Here is a 15,891-nt window from a genome sequence, read left to right on the forward strand (position 1 = left end):
CCAGGCCCGACACGGTGGGCTTGACCGCCGGGAAGGTGAGCGAGCAAACATCGCCCGCACCAGGGCCGCGACGCCGCTGACGTAGGCGGCCGAGAAGCTGGTGCCCCAGAACGGCATGTTCTTTTCGCCCGGCCTCGACGGCGGGTAGGCGTTGACCGGTCCGCCCCCCTGGGGTGAGAGGCCCATGATGTGGGTGCCCGGCGCCGCGACACCCACCCAAGGTCCCGACATGCTCTTGTCGAGCGCGGCGCCCGTGGCATCGACCGCACCGACCGACAGGACGTAGTCGGAAAACCAGGACGGCGACGAGACGACCTTGACCTGATGCCAATCCCGGGGATCCGACGGATCCAGCGGGTCGTACATCGGGTTGTTGTTGCAGCCGGCTTCCCCGTCGTTTCCGGCCGCGGCCACCACGACCGCGTCCTTGACCGTGGCGGCATACCACAGCGCCGCGCCGAGCGCGCGTTGGTCGGCGGGGGCCGAGGCCGGCAGGCAGGCGGTCACCGAGATGTTGATCACCTTGGCACCCATGTTGGCCGCGTGGACCACTGCGCGGGCGACCGTGTTGAGCGTGCCGGCTTTGACCTTCTCGTCGGAATTGGGATCTCCGGGCGGGGGGTTGACCGGCTCAAAAGCCCTGGACGACTGGCGGATTGAGATGATGGTGGCGTTCGGGTTCGTCGGGGCGGTGGCCGCGGGCGTGCTCGTGGCCGCCATTGCGGCGCGGCTGAGGAGGGCGCGGTGAGGTCCACGCTGACCGGGTTCAGCCCGGGCAGCAACCGACGGGTCGTCGGGGTGTGGGTCGTGTTCCTGCTCGCGGTGGCGAGTTGGGCGGCGGCCGGCTACATCGGCGCCGCGGTCGCCGCGGTGGTTGGCATCGCCCTGGTCTTCGTCCGGTGGTGGGGTCAGCCCGCGTGGTCGTGGCTGGTGTTGTGGTGCCACGGCCGGCGGCCGATCAGCTGGGACGCCCCACTGACCGTGGCCAACAACCGTTCCGGCGGTGGCGGAATCACCTGGGTGATAGTCACCGGCGGGGGCGGTGGCGGCGGCGCCACCGGCGGCGGCACCTCCACGGGCGGCGGAGGTGCGCCGATGGCCGGTGGCGGTCCGGCCGGTGGGGGGAAGGCGGGCGTCGAGGGCATCGGCCGTGGCATGGGCAGAACCCCTTGCGGCGCGGCGGCGATGATCGAGCCCACGATCGTGCCGTGCGCGTCGCAGTCGGACAGGCCGTCCTCGCCCATGATGTAGTCGCCGCCGGGCACGGCGGGCAGCCGCGGGTTGGGCGAAATACCGGTGTCGATGACCGCCACCGGTACACCGTTGCCGGTGCTGTATTGCCATGCCTTGCTGATGTTGAGCAGGTTGAAGCCGGGCGCCAGCTGCGCGACGTCGGGGTTGCGCACGGTGATGGGCGTCGAGCAGCTGTTGGCGCGCCGCATCGGCTGGTCCGATCGGGGCGGTCCGTCCGGCGGCACCAATCCCGGATCCACTTGTGGAGGCGTGATCGCCTGTGCGGCAGGGACATTCGCCGCAAGCGCAACAAGGGTGACGGCGGCGGTCATCGCCGCCACCCGCTTCAGTGGCGAATCCACGTGAAGAGCCCTCCCAGGGCCGCCGCCGCCGGCAGCAAGACGATGAACGCGAGCACTTCCACCCATTCCACGGTCAACCGGATGAAGGGCCTGAACCGCACCGTGGGCACCAAAAGGGCCGCGGCCAGGCCGAGCGCGGCGAAGGCTGCGACGGCCGTCGCGGGCCAAAGCAGGCCGTTCACAACGTCTTTCGGCTCGGCGAGCGCATATTTCACCACTCCCGCGCACACCGCGGCCGAGGCGCCGCAGGCGAGCGCCACGGCCTGATACTTGGCGGCGAATCCGCGGCCCTGGGTGATGAAGATGCCCACCACCAGGCCCGCCACCACCAGCGCCAACCAGGCCCATTGGCGTCCCGGCGCCAACACTCCCCACACGGCGGCGGGCAGGACGATCGACACCCCCACGCACACCCCGACCTGGACGGCGTTGACCAGCCGGGCCGAGGCGGCGATCGCCGCGCCCCGCGCGGTGATGTCGGTCAGCTCGTTGTCTTCGTCCTCGGACTCGTCCTCGCTGACCGGGGCGACCGTGTCGACGGGCATGCCCTCGCGGCGCGCGAACAGGTCACGCCCGGTGATCGATCCGAAGTGCGGCGGCCGCACGCGGGCCACCCACAACGCGATCAGCGGCGTCATCCTGACCAGGATCAGCAATCCCACCAGCACGCAGATGGCCAGCACCTGCGGCGAGGCCGGGCGGAACATCCGCACGACGCCCACCGCGGCGAGGATCCCGCACACCGTCACCACCGCCGTGACGACCGCCGTCTGCCACCGCTTGCGGGTCAGCACACCGATGGCGATCGCCCCCAGGATCACGATCACGAGTCCGATCACCGCGTGGGCTGCGCCGAGGGAGCCCGGCGGCGCGCAGGCGCCCGCGACGGCCAGCAACACGACCGCCAGCCAGCCGAACCCGCTGAACATGTCGCGCCGCTCCCGCCAGCCCCACCAGACGACGAACGTTGCGATCATCAGCAAGACGCCGACGGCGCCGGCCACCGCGGCCGGGACTGGGCTGTCGGTGAACGTCCGCGCGCGCAGCGCGAGGGCGACGACCACCGCGGCCGCCATCGCGATGATCGCGATGGCGGTGTGGGCGGCGGTCAGGGGCGTCACCGGGGCGAACATCCGGTCACCGCCGTCGCGGCCCAGCCACTTGCCCATGGCGGCCAGACCGGTCGACAGCGACTCGTACTGCGGTTCGAAGGACTCGCCGGCGACCCGGGGCACCAACACCAGGGTGTCGCCGTCCTGCACGCCCAGCTCGTCGAGGCTCTTGTTGATGTCGAGCCGGACCCCGTTGATCTTGTGGAGTTCGTAGCTGCCGGCCGGCAACGTTATGCCTTCAAACCCTTTCCGCTTCAAGTCCGCGTCGAAGAGCTCGACCATTCCTTCGAAGAATCCCTCCACCGGAATTCCGGCGGGGAACACTTGCGAGCACAGATGCCTCTCGTAGGAAATATTGACCGCACAGCGCGCCGGGAAGGCGACCTTATGCGCTGATGTCACGGCGCCGTCCGCTCCGCATCCGGAATGTATTTGTCGGCCAGGCCGGCGGTAATTTCAAAAAGCCGCAACCGCGTCTTTTTCTTCAATTCATGAACCGTGTCGATGAGCCCACCTTTGGCCAGGTGCGGATCGAAAGGCATCTCTTCGACGGTCGCGCCGACTTTGCTGAACCGCTCGGTCAGGTACGCCAGCGCATCCTTGTCGGTGATCTGATCGGTGTGGTTGATGATCACGGTGCTGCGCGAGACCAGCTCGTGGTAGCCCTGCGACCTGAGGTAGTCCACGGCCCGCAGCACCGGCCGAGACCGGTCCGCGGTGATGCCGGAGACGAACACCAGGGTGTCGGTGTTCTCCAAGACCGGCTTCATCACCTCGTGTTCCAGATCCGGAGAGGTGTCGACGATCATCACGGTGTGGGTTCGCCGCAGCCTCGACAAAACGCCGGAGAACATCGCCGGCACCAGCGGCCGGGGCTGGTCCGAGGTGCGGTTTCCGGCCAGCACATCGAGGCCTATCGGGTTCTGTCCCAAGTGTTCACGGATGTCCGCGTAGCCTTGCACGTCGGTGTCGTTGATGATGGCGGTGTAGTCACCCGGCGGTGACTCGTCGATCCGGTCGGCCAGCGTGCCGAAACCCGGGACCGCGTCGATCGCAATCACGTTCTGCGGCCGGCATTCTCGGAACACCCCACCGATGCAGGCGACCATCGTCGAAACGCCGACGCCGCCCTTGCCGGAGACCACCGTGATGACGTACTGCCGACGGATGTGCCGCCGGATGCGGTTCTGCAAGTCCCGGTAGTGCCGCTCGCTGGGCGATTCTCCGGGGTTAATTTTTTTAAAAGAGATGACGTAGATGAATTTCCGCCAACCCGAGCCTGGGGGAATCTTTCGAGGCGCGGCCAGATCGGTAATGCGCATGGTGTCGGATACCGAATCCGGGAAGTTGCGGCCCCCTGACGGTTCCCCCCGTCTGAGCGCCCCTTCGTCCGACATATTCGGGTCATTCCAAGGGCTCGTCACGTCGCGATGCTAACACGCTTGGCGATACCGCGTTTACCGATCAACAAACCCCTTCAAGTGCGTAAGAGGTTGCTATTCCACGGCATTGGTTAACCGACTTATCTTGGGTCAGTTGAGAATCCGGCTCCGGTCAGACCACCCGACGATACGAGTACCACTCCTCACCGGCGGGCAGGCGGCGGATGAGCCGCTGCACCGCGCCGCTGATGTCGCTGCGCGAACCGGGCGAGACGATCTGATAGCGCCGTTGCCCCGAGATCACGTTCTCCACGCAGACGCGGCCCGCCGGGGTGTCGATGATGGAGACGGTCGAGTCGCCGACGGCGATGCGCGCCATCTCGTCCGGTCCCACCCCGGCCTGCAGCCCCACGATGGCCGCGTGCGCGGAACGCGCCGGATCGGCCGCCATCGTGACGATCTGCAGCTGGTCGACGTCCAGGTTCTGACTGAGCAGAAACGTCCGCAGGCTGGCGGCGTCGCGCACCGAGGCGAGCAAGTGCTCGGTGTCCAAGGTGACCGGCTTGAGGGGCGCCACCTCGGCCACCCCGCACAGCCGCTCGACCTGCCCGACCACCAGATCACTGGCCCCGGTTTCGTTGCTGGCGGTGCCGGCGGGATAGAGGCGCACCAGCTCCTCGTGGCGTTCCAAAACCACCCACCAGGAAGCGAACCGGCAAATGGACGCGCGCGTGGCGTCGCGCCCGGGGACCGAGATGGTCACGAGCAGCGCCAAGTCGCGCCGCAACAACACAGTGAGCCACTCGCGGATCATCGGGTCGACGTGGCCGGCGTCGTCGAGGGCGCCGGCGGCCTTCAGCTCGGCCGCCACCGGGTGTCGCAGTGCCCGCTCAGGCGTGTCGAGCCGCGGGAGTAGCGGGCGCAGGCCGAGCTCAGGGCAGGTCTGCTCCACCCCGCTGACCGCCTGCAGCACCCACAGTCCGTCGACCGTCGTTGTCAGCATGTCTCTCTCCTCGGTGGCAAGACACCAAAGGTGGGGCACACACGCTCGGGCGCGCCTGCCCCACCTTCACCGGCCCTCGGGCGGAGTCAGAACAAGCCGGCGATGTGCTGGTCGGTGCTCAGCGCGCCGTCGAGCACGTGCGACGTGGTCTGGCCGTGCTGGCGGATCGTGTCGATGAGGCCCTGCAACCCCGAGAGCATCTGCGCCTGCGCCTCGAAGAAGCCCGACGCACCGTGGCCGGCGAAGAATTCCTGCAACGCGTTGGTCCGGTTCGAGGTGTCATCGAAAATGCCCTGCAACTGACCGGCGCGAGAAGCGACATCGCTGGCGAAGTCTGCCACGGCTCCGGGGTTGTAAGTAATTGGATCAGACATTGTTAATTTCCTTTCAGAAGACCGTTTGTGGAATTAGGAATGAGGCAGGCGGAAGTCAGGATCCGCCGTGGCCGAACAGAGCGCTGAAAGCGTGCGACGAATCCGCCTCGTGACCTTCCATCAGGGCCGCCGCCTGCTTGAGGCCCTCGGCCAGCCGGGTGCCGCCGTTGAGCACCTTGTTCAGGTCGTTTTGGACCTCGATGGCCGTCGCGTGCGACGCGACCACCGCGTCACCGGACCAGGTCGACGGGTTCATCACGTTCTCTTGGTTGGCCACGTATCCCTGGCCGATCCCAATTGCGTGTTCCATGTTCGCCTGAATGGCGTTGGACGTATCGCGCAGCATTTGCGGTGTCACCTTGATTGTCACTGAATTCTCCTTCTCCGGTTGGCCGCCCCCCGTAAATGCCTGGGGCATGGAGCGAAGTGTATGGCGGCTATTTATACCTGTCGATTCACCCTTGGCCGGGCCGGCTTCACACTCTGGTGTCCACTACCCGCACGGTCGCGGGCTGTTCGGATTTGTCTCGAGATCCGCGTTCTCCTCCCGCCCCATGCCCCACCGGCATGCCGCCCATCGGTGTGCCACCGCCGACCGTCGTGGTCTGCGGACGCATGGCCTCGGCGCCCAGCGCCCCGCTCGGCCGCAACCCAACCGGCCGTCCGCTGCCGGCCGGTTCGAAAGCACTGACGGGACGGGTGAAACTGGTCGCGGGCATGCCCGCGCTGCCCAGGGAGGCGGCCCCGCCGCCGCCCGATGCGCCGACGGCCGACACCTCCGTCGCCGAGACCGCCGAGACGCCCGGCGCAGCCCCACCCATGGCGCCCGGATTGGCGAACATGCCCATCATCGATTGCAGCGGCTGCATCATCTGCATGGGCGCCTGCATCATCTGCATGGGCGCCTGCATCGCCTGGGGGACGGCCCCCATCATCGACTGCACCGGCTCCATGAACGAGCCAGCCTGACTCATGAAGTCCTGGCCGCCCGATGCCGCCTGACCGGCGCTCGAGGTGCCCTGCTGCGCCCCCTGCAGGGCCGAGCGCATGCCGTCACCGGCCCCGACCTGGGCGGCCGCCTCGCCCACCGCGGCGGCCGCCTGTGCCGGTGCCGCCGGCGACGCGCCCATGGTCGCCACGGGTGGCGCAATCGCGAGGCTTTCGCTCAGCGACGTCAGGATGGCCCCGTAGCTCGCCCCGACGGCAGAGTTGTTGGGCCACATCACCCCGAAATACTGGACATCAAGCGACACGATTCGGGGGGTCAGGGCCCCCAGCACCAGGGGGTTGATCCCGTTGTCGACTCCCCACTCATCGCGATTGGCGATGCATTCGGGAGCGGGACGCATCGTGCCGTATGCCATTTGGTACGCGGAGACCGCGGTGGCAACGACCGGTGCCTTCATGTCGACCCAGCCGGCCAGCCCGTGCAGCGACGCGTTGAGCATCGTGACGTTGGCCGCCGGCGCCGCCGAGCCGGCACCCAGCCAGCTGGCTGATGTCGTAGCCGTGTTGACCGCAGACGCGATACCTGAGGCGTGGTGGGTGGCTGCCAGAGCCATCCAGGCGGCCTCGTTGGCCAGGTGAGTGACCACCCCGGCGCCGCCCTTGAGCAGTAGATCGTTTTCCTCAGGTGTACGCGCAGCCCACCCCGGATCGGCCATGCGTACCTTCCCCTTTTAGAGGCTGGTGGCCGCGGTTGTCAGCAGGGCCGCCTGGCGAGCGGTTTCCGTCGCGACGGTCGTGCCCGAGGCCAGCCCCTGCGCCCCGGCGAACAGCCCGCGCTGCGCCGCGTGCTCGGACACCACCCCCAAATAGCTGGCGCCGCAAGCGTTCAGCGCCGCCGCGAACATCGCCGAGTCCGGATCGCCGCCCATCGGCATCGCCCCCAGCAGGGCCGGCGCCGCCGCCGACGCCGCCGATTCCGTTTCGGCGCTGATGGCCGACTCCGCGCTTGCCGACGCCAGAACCGCCTCTGGCTGCATCGACATCGTCATGATTTCCCTCCGATTGCTCAGCGTCATAAAGACGGGCTTGGCGCATCAGTCTAGTGCGATCCGACCGTTCGTGTTATTCACTCGATCCTCCCGGGCTGCCGACCGGCAAATTACGCGTTTGTTCTGGTCGGCGGTATTCCCGCTATGAGTCATCCGTCAAACAACCTCTTATGCCACTGCAGACACTGTGGTCACCGGCTCATGCGAATACGTCGCAGTTATGGCGGACGTAAACCGCCGTCGAACAACGGATCGACGCCGCGCTTATTTTTGCCGACTCACGGCGAATTGGGCGCCCAGGGGCCCGATTTTCCGGTGCGTCAATAGCGGGCGAAATCTACCCGGGGCCGCGGCCGTCGCCGGCCAGGTTGAGCAGCAGCCGGGTGCCACCCAGCGGGCTGGTCTGCAATGCCGCTGTGCCGCCGTGCAATTCGGCCTGCTGGGCGACCAACGCCAGCCCCAGCCCCGAGCCCGAGCGCGACGCCGTCGACCCGCGGGTGAAGCGCTCGAACACCGTTGCCCGCTCGGATTCCGGGACGCCGGTTCCGTCGTCGTCGATCGCGATCTGGACACCCTCGCTGGAGCTGCTCACGGTGAGCTGGATCTTGCCGGCGTTGCCGTGCTTGACGGCGTTGGCGATGGCGTTGTCGATCACCAGCCGCAGCCCGGTGGGCAGCCCCACCATCAGCACGGTCGGCGACGGCACCAGCGACACCTCCACGTCGGGATAGATCCGCAGCGCATCGTGCGCGGCGCGGTCCAACAGCTCGGTGATGTCGAACGGGACGAAGTCGTCGACGGTGGTCAGCTCACCCTGCGCCAGCCGCTCCAGCGCCGTCAGCGTCGCTTCGATGCGACTCTGGGTGCGGATGACGTCGCCGATGACCTCCTCGCGCTGTTCCGGCGGCAGGTCCAGGGTGGACAACACCTCGAGGTTGGTGCGCATGGCCGTCAACGGGGTGCGCAGTTCGTGGGAGGCGACCGCGGCGAAGTCGCGGGCGGACTCGAGCGCGGCCTTGGTGCGCTGCTGTTCGTTGCCGATGCGCGCGAGCATGCCCTCGACGGCCTCGGCGATCTCCACGGCCTCGCGCACCCCGCGCACCTGGACCTCGTCGGGGCTGGACTGGGCGTTGATGGCGCGGGCCTGCTGCGCCAGCAGCAGGAACGGGTTCACCATGATCAGCGAGATCACCCAGCCGACGACCACGGTGCCCCCGATGACGCTGGCGCAGATCAGCAGCACCCGCAGGTGCAGCTCGTTGATCCGGTGCTGGGCCTCGGCCAGCGGCGCGGCCAGCGCGATCGAGGCGGGGCCGGCGGAGAAGGTGCGGACGCGGTACTGCACCCCGTCGATGGTGGTGTTCGCGTACCCGTTGGGCAGCTTCGGCAGCACGATGTTGCTGGGCACCGAAACCGTCTGATCGCCGATGCGAGCGGTGCGCACCAGGTTGCCGTCCGGCATGGGCTGGTCGGGGCTGGCGTGCTCCACGTTGTTGAGCAGTGAGTTGATGTCGCCGAGGCTGCTGACCGAATCGAGCCGGCGGTCGAGCTGGCTGTACTGGTCGTTGGTCACACCCACCCACACCCAGGTGCCCAACAGGACGACGAGGGTGATGACCGAGAGCGCGGCCACGACAACGATCGTGCGCAGCGACAACACCCGCATCGGCAGCTGTACGTGCGGTAACACGCGACTGTCACGCTCCTCTTGTGCGGTTCGTGGCACCGGGCCGGCGACGCGCCGACTCCTCGACCACCACCCTCACACCGATACCGAGTCGCCGCGTCCTGGCGCCGTGGCGTTTCGCAGAGAATCTAGCGCCCCTCGTTGAACTCGCGTCCCGCCGACCGCGACAATTTGGCCGAATGGCGGTGAGTGAGTACTCTCTCACCATGCTCGCCTCCGGACGCGATCGCCTGCTGGCCGCGGCGCTCAGGCTCTTCGCTGACAAGGGCTACGCGGCGACGTCGGTGGCCGACATCCAGCGGGCATCGGGCCTGGCACCCGGATCGGGCGCGTTGTATAAGCACTTCGGCTCCAAACGCGAACTGCTCGAGGCCGCCGTCGCGTACCGGATCGACAGGATCGTGGCGGCGCGCGAGCAATACGACGCCGGGCAGCCGGGCAGTGTCGAACAGGCCGTGCGCACCGCCGGCCAGCTGATCTGGAGCAACCTCAAGCAGAGCGAGGACCTGCTCAAGGTCATGCTGCGGGAACCCGACGAGCTCGGTGACCTGGACGAGAAGACCTGGCAGGTCATCACCGACAACGCCTACCAGCGGTTCGCCGACGAGCTCGCCGCGTCGAATCGCGCCGGCCGTACCCGCATCCCCGACCCGGAGGCGGCCGCCGCGGGCGCGATCGGGTCGTTGTCCTACGCCGCGACGCTGCAGGCGCTGACCGGCCGGCTGCCCGGCAACATCGACGAGGAGCGCTACTTCGAGGCGTGGGTCAGCCAGACCGTCAGCGTCCTCGCCCAATACGGAACCCCCAAAAAACCGTTGAACGACAAACCATCTCAGGAGTGAAGCCGTGACTTTCTCGCTGCAACTGACGGACGACGTGATCGAGGTGCGCGACTGGGTGCACAAGTTCGCCGCCGACGTCATCCGGCCCGCCGCGTCCGAATGGGACGAACGGGAGGAGACCCCGTGGCCGGTGATCCAGGAGGCCGCCAAGGTGGGCCTGTACTCCCCCGACTTCTTCGCGCAGCAGGCTGCCGAGCCCACGGGCCTGGGCATGCTGACCGCGTTCGAGGAGATGTTCTGGGGCGATGCGGGCATCGCGCTGTCCATCATGGGCACCGGGCTGGCCGCTGCGGCCCTGGCGGGCAACGGAACTCCCGAACAGCTGGGTCGCTGGCTGCCCGAGATGTTCGGCACGGCGGACGAGCCGAAGCTGGGCGCGTTCTGCTCATCCGAGCCCGACGCCGGGTCCGACGTCGGCGCGATCCGTACCCGGGCGCGCTACGACGAGGCCACCGGGGAATGGGTGCTCAACGGCACCAAGACCTGGGCGACCAACGGCGGCATCGCCAACGTGCACATCGTGGTGGCGTCGGTCTATCCCGAGCTGGGGACCCGGGGGCAGGCCACATTCGTCGTCCCGGCGGGTGTCAGCGGGCTGGCGCAGGGCCAGAAGTTCAAAAAGCACGGGATTCGGGCGTCCCACACCGCCGAGGTGGTGCTGGACAACGTCCGCCTGCCGGAGGACCACATCCTCGGCGGCCGCGAGAAGTTCGAAGCGCGGATAGCCCGCGTCAAATCGGGCGCATCGGCGCGCAGTCAGGCGGCGATGAAGACCTTCGAGCGCACCCGCCCCACGGTCGGCGCGATGGCCGTCGGTGTCGCGCGGGCCGCCTACGAGTACGCACTCGACTATGCCTGCCAGCGTGAGCAATTCGGGCGCAAGATCGGCGAATTCCAGGCGGTGGCGTTCAAGCTGGCGGACATGAGAAGCCGCATCGACGCCGCGCGCCTGTTGGTGTGGCGGGCCGGATGGATGGCCCGCAACAACCAGTCCTTCGACGCGGCGGAGGGGTCGATGGCCAAGCTGGTGGCCAGCGAGACGGCCGTCTACGTCACCGACGAGGCGATCCAGATCCTGGGCGGCAACGGCTACACCCGCGACTATCCCGTGGAGCGAATGCACCGCGACGCCAAGATCTTCACCATCTTCGAGGGGACCAGCGAGATCCAGCGCCTCGTGATCTCCCGGGCGTTGACCGGCTTGCAGATTCGTTAGCGGCCGCATCCCGCGGTCCACGGGCCGGCGGGCACCAGACATGATGGCCGGATGACCATCGAGATCCGGGTGCTCGGCAGCGAGGAGGATCTGCTCGCCGCGGCCAACGTGTTCCGCGTCGCGATGATCGGCTTCCCGCCGCTGCCGGACCTGCCACCCGGGCAGATCGCCAAACTGCTCGAGCCCGGCCGTACCGTCGGGGCGTTCGTGGGCGGCCAGCTCGTGGGCACCGCGGACGCCGTGACGAGTCGAATGACGCTTCCCGGCGGGGCGATGGTGGGCCACGCCGCCGTCACGCACATCGGGGTGCTGCCCTCGTTCACCCGGCGGGGCGTCGCCACCGAGCTGATCGGTCATCAGTTGCGCGACATCGCCGCCCGCGGTGAAGTGGTGGCATCCCTGCGGGCGTCGGAGGCGACGATCTACGGCCGGTACGGATACGGCGTGGCGAGCTCTTCGCAGACGGTGGAGGTGCACACGGCCCGTGCCGCGCTGCGCCGCGACGTCGGGCCGGGCGGTCCGGTGCGGTTGGTCGACGCCGCGCAGGCCTGGGAGCTGCTGCCGGGTATCTATGCCCGGAATCGCCCGTCGCGTCCGGGAACGATCGACCGGCCGCGACCGTGGTGGGAGAGCCTGCGGCTGCGAACCGAAAACGCGCCCGATCCCTCGTATTTCGTGGTGCACGGCAAACCGGGATCCGAATCCGGCTTCGCCCGCTACCGTCCCGTCGACACCGATCGATGGTTCGTCAGCGACCAGCGCACCATCGCGGTGGAGGATTTCTTCGCGCCCACCGCGGAAACCTATCTCGGATTGCTGCGGTTCCTGCTGGAGTTGGATCTCATTGACCGCGTGGTGTTTTGGATGTTGCCGATGGATGACCCGCTGCCGTGGCTGCTGGTCGATCGGCGGGCGGCGCGGGTCACCGCGGTGCACGACGAAACCTGGCTGCGTGTCATCGACGCGGGGCGGGCTCTGGAGGCACGCCGCTACGGCGGCGACGGCGCCGTCACGATCGCGGTTAATGACGCCCTGCTGCCCGCCAATTCGGGCCGCTTCACGGTCACCGGGGACGGTGCCGAGCCGACCGGGCGACCAGCGGACCTCGAGGTCGACGTCGAGGGGCTGGCCGCCGTCCTGCTTGGCGGAACGACGTGGCGTGACCTTGCGATCGCCGGCTTGGCCCGGGCCGAAGACCCCTCGGCGATCGACACAGCGGATCGGCTGTTCGCGGTGCCGGACGCACCCCACGCCGGGTTCTTCTTCTAATCGCGTGGGTATGCCGACCGCGTGATTGTGATCGTCGGCGCCAACCTGATGAAGTTCGGCCCGGTGCTGGGCGAGCTGCTCGCGCGGGCGGCGCTGGAAGACGAGCTGCCCGACGAGTTGACCGTTACGTGAGTCGGCCCGAATTCACTTCAGCGAGTAGCGGATCGGCAGGTGCTTGAGGCCGCCGACGAAGGTCGTGGCCATCAGCTCCGGCGCGCCGGCCAGCTCAATCGACCTGATCCGCGGGACCAGCTCGGAGAAGAAGCTGTTGATCTCCATCCGGGCCAACGCGGCGCCCAGGCAGAAGTGCACGCCGTAGCCGAACGACAGATGTTTGTTGGGGTCGCGCGCGACGTCGAATCGGAACGGGTCCCTGAACACGTCCTCGTCGCGGTTGGCCGAAACATAGGACAGCAGTACCGATTCACCCTTCGCGATCGGCACCCCGCGCACCGCGGTGTCGGCCTGCGCGGTGCGCATGAACTCCTTGACCGGCACCACCCAGCGGATCATCTCCTCGACCGCGGTGCCCATCAGTCCCATGTCCTTTTGCAGCCGCGCCAGCTCACCGGGGTTCTCCAGCAGCGCCAGCATGCCACCGGCGATGCCCGCGCTGGTGGTGTCGTGGCCGGCGCTGGCCACGATCACGTAGTACGACGCCGTGTCCATGTCCGACAACGGTGCGCCGTTGATCGTGGCGTTGGCGATCGCCGAGGCCAGGTCCTCGGTCGGGCGCTCGCGGCGTGACGCGGTGAGCGCGGCGAAGTAGTTGAAGAAGTCCAGCAGCACGGCGAGCATGTCCTCGGTCGTGCCACCCCGCTGGAACTCGGTGTCGTCACCGCCGAACATCTCCTGGGTGAGCTTGAGCATCCGCGGGAAGTCGGATTCCGGCAGCCCCAGCAGCGACAGGATCACATACAGCGGGTAATTGACGGCGACCTCCTGGACGAAGTCGCACTCGGGCCCCTTCTCGACCATTTTGTCGACGTAGATCCTGGCCAGCTCGTCGACGCGACACTTCAAGTCCCGCATCACCTTCGGCCTGAACCAGTCGCCGCCGATCTTCCGCATGTCGCGGTGGTGGGGGTCGTCCATGTGGATCAGCGTGCGCAGGCCGATGCCCGCCTCCATCTGGGCGCGCAGCACGTCTTCGCCCTCGGAAACCATCAACAGTGGGCGCGGATCGTTGGTGAACAGGTCATTCTGCCGTTCGATGTCCATCACGTCGGCATGCTTGGTGATAGCCCAAAACGGTTTGTAGCCTTCGACATCGACCCAGGCGACCGGGGCGTGGGCCCGCAGGTAGGTCAGCGCCTGGTGCAACCGCTTCTCGTCGGCGTAGGCCGACGGGTCGGCCAGAACCCGCGCGGCCTCGTCCATGATCCGGGTGCTCATACGGTTCTCCTCAGGTGCTGTTGCCGAGTCGGGGCTTCGCCCCTCCGGGCCGGCGGCGATCGCCGCGTTGCGTTGATGTTCGTCGCTCGGGGGGCACCGGTCAACACCACATTTCACGGTCGGCCCGAGGCCGGCCGCCAGCGTTGGAAAGGCTTTCCTTCCTGCGCCGCATCACCCAGGATTCGCCCGAATTTAGGGACGTTTGGCCCTAGGTCCGCGCAGTGGGGTCTCGGAATACTTGGGCGGCTTGATGATTACCGTCCGGCTTCTGGACGTGTGGAGGTAATGCATGACCGCTGAGGCGCCGCCCACCCCTGCCCTCGAGGCCCGTCGGCCTTTTCCCGCCCGGATGGGGCCCAAGGGCAACCTGATCTACAAGGTCATCAGCACGACCGATCACAAGATGATCGGCATCATGTACATGGTCGCGTGCTTCATCTTCTTCTTCATCGGCGGCCTGATGGCGTTACTGCTGCGCCTCGAACTGGCGCGGCCCGGGCTGCAATTCTTGTCCAACGAGCAGTACAACCAGCTGTTCACCATGCACGGCACGGCGATGTTGCTGTTCTATGCGACTCCGATCGTCTTCGGATTCGCCAATCTGGTGCTGCCGCTACAGATCGGTGCGCCCGATGTGGCGTTTCCACGGCTGAACGCGTTGTCGTTCTGGCTGTTCGTCTGCGGGGCGCTGATCGCGCTGGGCGGCTTCATCGTTCCCGGGGGTGCGGCCGATTTCGGGTGGACCGCCTACACGCCGCTGTCGGATGCGGTGCACAGCCCCGGCGTGGGCGGGGACCTGTGGATCCTGGGGGTGGGCGTCGGCGGTCTGGGCACCATTCTGGGGGCGGTCAACATGATCACCACCGTCGTGTGCATGCGAGCGCCCGGCATGACGATGTTCCGGATGCCCATCTTCACCTGGAACATCCTGGTAACCAGTGTGCTTGTCCTGGTGGTCTTCCCACTGCTGACGGCCGCGTTGTTCGGGCTGGAGGCCGACCGCCGCATCGGCGCCCACATCTACGACCCGGCCAACGGCGGGGTGATCCTGTTCCAGCATTTGTTCTGGTTCTTCGGCCATCCCGAGGTGTACGTCATCGCGCTGCCCTTCTTCGGGATCATCTCCGAGATCATCCCGGTGTTCTCCCGCAAGCCGCTGTTCGGCTACACCACTTTGGTGTACGCGACGCTGGCAATCGCCGCGCTGTCGGTCGCGGTGTGGGCCCATCACATGTATGCCACCGGAGCGGTACTGCTGCCGTTCTTCTCGTTCATGACATTCCTGATCGCGGTGCCGACGGGGATCAAGTTCTTCAACTGGATCGGCACCATGTGGAAGGGGCAACTCACCTTCGAGACCCCGATGCTGTTCTCGCTGGGCTTCCTGGTCACCTTCCTGCTGGGCGGCCTGACCGGGGTGATGCTGGCCAGCCCGCCGCTGGACTTTCACATCAGCGACACCTACTTCGTGGTGGCGCACTTTCACTACACGCTGTTCGGCACCATCGTGTTCGCCACCTACGCCGGCATCTACTTCTGGTTCCCGAAGATGACCGGCCGGTTGCTCGACGAGCGGCTGGGCAAGCTGCACTTCTGGCTGACCCTCATCGGCTTCCACACCACGTTCCTGGTGCAGCACTGGCTGGGCAACTCCGGGATGCCGCGCCGCTACGCCGATTACCTGCCCACCGACGGGTTCGCGACGCTCAACTTCGTCTCCACGGTGGGCGCGTTCATCCTTGCCGCCTCGGTGTTGCCGTTCGTGTGGAACGTGTTCAAGAGCTGGCGCTACGGCGAGCCGGTCTTGGTGGACGACCCGTGGGGACACGGCAACTCGCTGGAGTGGGCGACGAGTTGCCCACCGCCGCGGCACAACTTCACCGAGCTGCCCCGGATCCGTTCGGAGCGCCCGGCTTTCGAGCTGCACTACCCGCACATGGTCGAGCGGATGCGCGCCGAGGCGCACGTCGGCCGCGAGCATGTCGCGAGCGTGCCGGCCGACGCGGGCTAGCGCCACAG

At 67.5% G+C, this 15,891-nt stretch carries 13 protein-coding genes and 2 pseudogenes; 5 read left to right on the forward strand and 10 right to left on the reverse strand.

Features of this window, described 5'->3' with window-relative positions; genetic code table 11:
* From A5713_RS28440 to A5713_RS19765, 9 genes and pseudogenes are all read right to left on the reverse strand, one after another.
* Positions 1 to 1,565 (reverse strand): annotated as a pseudogene (locus A5713_RS28440) (S8 family serine peptidase); the annotation flags it as partial.
* 14 nt (positions 1,566 to 1,579) lie between these two features.
* The gene (gene eccD / locus A5713_RS19730) at positions 1,580 to 3,109 is read right to left on the reverse strand and encodes a type VII secretion integral membrane protein EccD (protein ID WP_082973047.1); all 1,530 of its coding nucleotides are present in this window, start codon (positions 3,107 to 3,109) and stop codon (positions 1,580 to 1,582) included.
* Positions 3,106 to 4,131 (reverse strand): MinD/ParA family protein, encoded by a 1,026-nt coding sequence (locus tag A5713_RS19735; RefSeq protein ID WP_090419175.1) that lies wholly within the window; start codon positions 4,129 to 4,131, stop codon positions 3,106 to 3,108. The genes eccD and A5713_RS19735 overlap by 4 nt, the downstream gene beginning before the upstream one ends.
* Positions 4,132 to 4,261: 130 nt before the next feature.
* The gene (locus A5713_RS19740; protein WP_068098070.1) at positions 4,262 to 5,092 is read right to left on the reverse strand and encodes an ESX secretion-associated protein EspG; all 831 of its coding nucleotides are present in this window, start codon (positions 5,090 to 5,092) and stop codon (positions 4,262 to 4,264) included.
* A gap of 86 nt (positions 5,093 to 5,178) precedes the next feature.
* Positions 5,179 to 5,466: a WXG100 family type VII secretion target gene (locus A5713_RS19745; RefSeq protein ID WP_067920541.1), complete on the reverse strand. Its 288-nt coding sequence runs from the start codon at positions 5,464 to 5,466 to the stop codon at positions 5,179 to 5,181.
* Between the two features lie 55 nt (positions 5,467 to 5,521).
* Positions 5,522 to 5,836, reverse strand: a complete 315-nt coding sequence (locus A5713_RS19750; RefSeq protein ID WP_007166893.1) for a WXG100 family type VII secretion target — start codon at positions 5,834 to 5,836, stop codon at positions 5,522 to 5,524.
* 106 nt (positions 5,837 to 5,942) lie between these two features.
* Positions 5,943 to 7,130, reverse strand: a complete 1,188-nt coding sequence (locus A5713_RS19755) for a PPE family protein (protein ID WP_068098071.1) — start codon at positions 7,128 to 7,130, stop codon at positions 5,943 to 5,945.
* 15 nt (positions 7,131 to 7,145) lie between these two features.
* A complete protein-coding gene (locus A5713_RS19760) occupies positions 7,146 to 7,463 on the reverse strand; it encodes a PE domain-containing protein (RefSeq protein WP_067920549.1) in 318 nt (105 codons plus the stop codon).
* Positions 7,464 to 7,800: 337 nt separating this feature from the next.
* The gene (locus A5713_RS19765) at positions 7,801 to 9,129 is read right to left on the reverse strand and encodes a HAMP domain-containing sensor histidine kinase (RefSeq protein WP_068098072.1); all 1,329 of its coding nucleotides are present in this window, start codon (positions 9,127 to 9,129) and stop codon (positions 7,801 to 7,803) included.
* Between the two features lie 227 nt (positions 9,130 to 9,356).
* On the opposite strand from A5713_RS19765, the gene A5713_RS19770 reads away from it, so the two are divergent.
* The 4 genes and pseudogenes from A5713_RS19770 to A5713_RS29755 all read left to right on the forward strand — a co-directional run.
* Positions 9,357 to 9,992 (forward strand): TetR/AcrR family transcriptional regulator, encoded by a 636-nt coding sequence (locus A5713_RS19770; protein WP_068098091.1) that lies wholly within the window; start codon positions 9,357 to 9,359, stop codon positions 9,990 to 9,992.
* 4 nt (positions 9,993 to 9,996) lie between these two features.
* Positions 9,997 to 11,208 (forward strand): acyl-CoA dehydrogenase family protein, encoded by a 1,212-nt coding sequence (locus A5713_RS19775; protein WP_068054548.1) that lies wholly within the window; start codon positions 9,997 to 9,999, stop codon positions 11,206 to 11,208.
* Positions 11,209 to 11,259: 51 nt separating this feature from the next.
* Positions 11,260 to 12,477, forward strand: a complete 1,218-nt coding sequence (locus tag A5713_RS19780; RefSeq protein ID WP_068098073.1) for a GNAT family N-acetyltransferase — start codon at positions 11,260 to 11,262, stop codon at positions 12,475 to 12,477.
* Positions 12,478 to 12,495: 18 nt separating this feature from the next.
* Positions 12,496 to 12,609: pseudogene (locus tag A5713_RS29755) on the forward strand (FAD-binding oxidoreductase); the annotation flags it as partial.
* 12 nt (positions 12,610 to 12,621) lie between these two features.
* Here the strand turns inward: A5713_RS29755 and A5713_RS19785 are convergent.
* A complete protein-coding gene (locus tag A5713_RS19785; RefSeq protein WP_068098074.1) occupies positions 12,622 to 13,872 on the reverse strand; it encodes a cytochrome P450 in 1,251 nt (416 codons plus the stop codon).
* Positions 13,873 to 14,161: 289 nt separating this feature from the next.
* Between A5713_RS19785 and ctaD the strand changes: the two genes are divergently transcribed.
* On the forward strand, positions 14,162 to 15,883 hold the full coding sequence (ctaD, locus tag A5713_RS19790) for a cytochrome c oxidase subunit I (protein ID WP_068098075.1): 1,722 nt from the start codon (positions 14,162 to 14,164) through the stop codon (positions 15,881 to 15,883).
* Positions 15,884 to 15,891 lie beyond the last annotated feature (8 nt).

This window comes from Mycobacterium sp. E2497 (genome assembly GCF_001668695.1).
In the GTDB taxonomy this organism is placed as follows: domain Bacteria; phylum Actinomycetota; class Actinomycetes; order Mycobacteriales; family Mycobacteriaceae; genus Mycobacterium.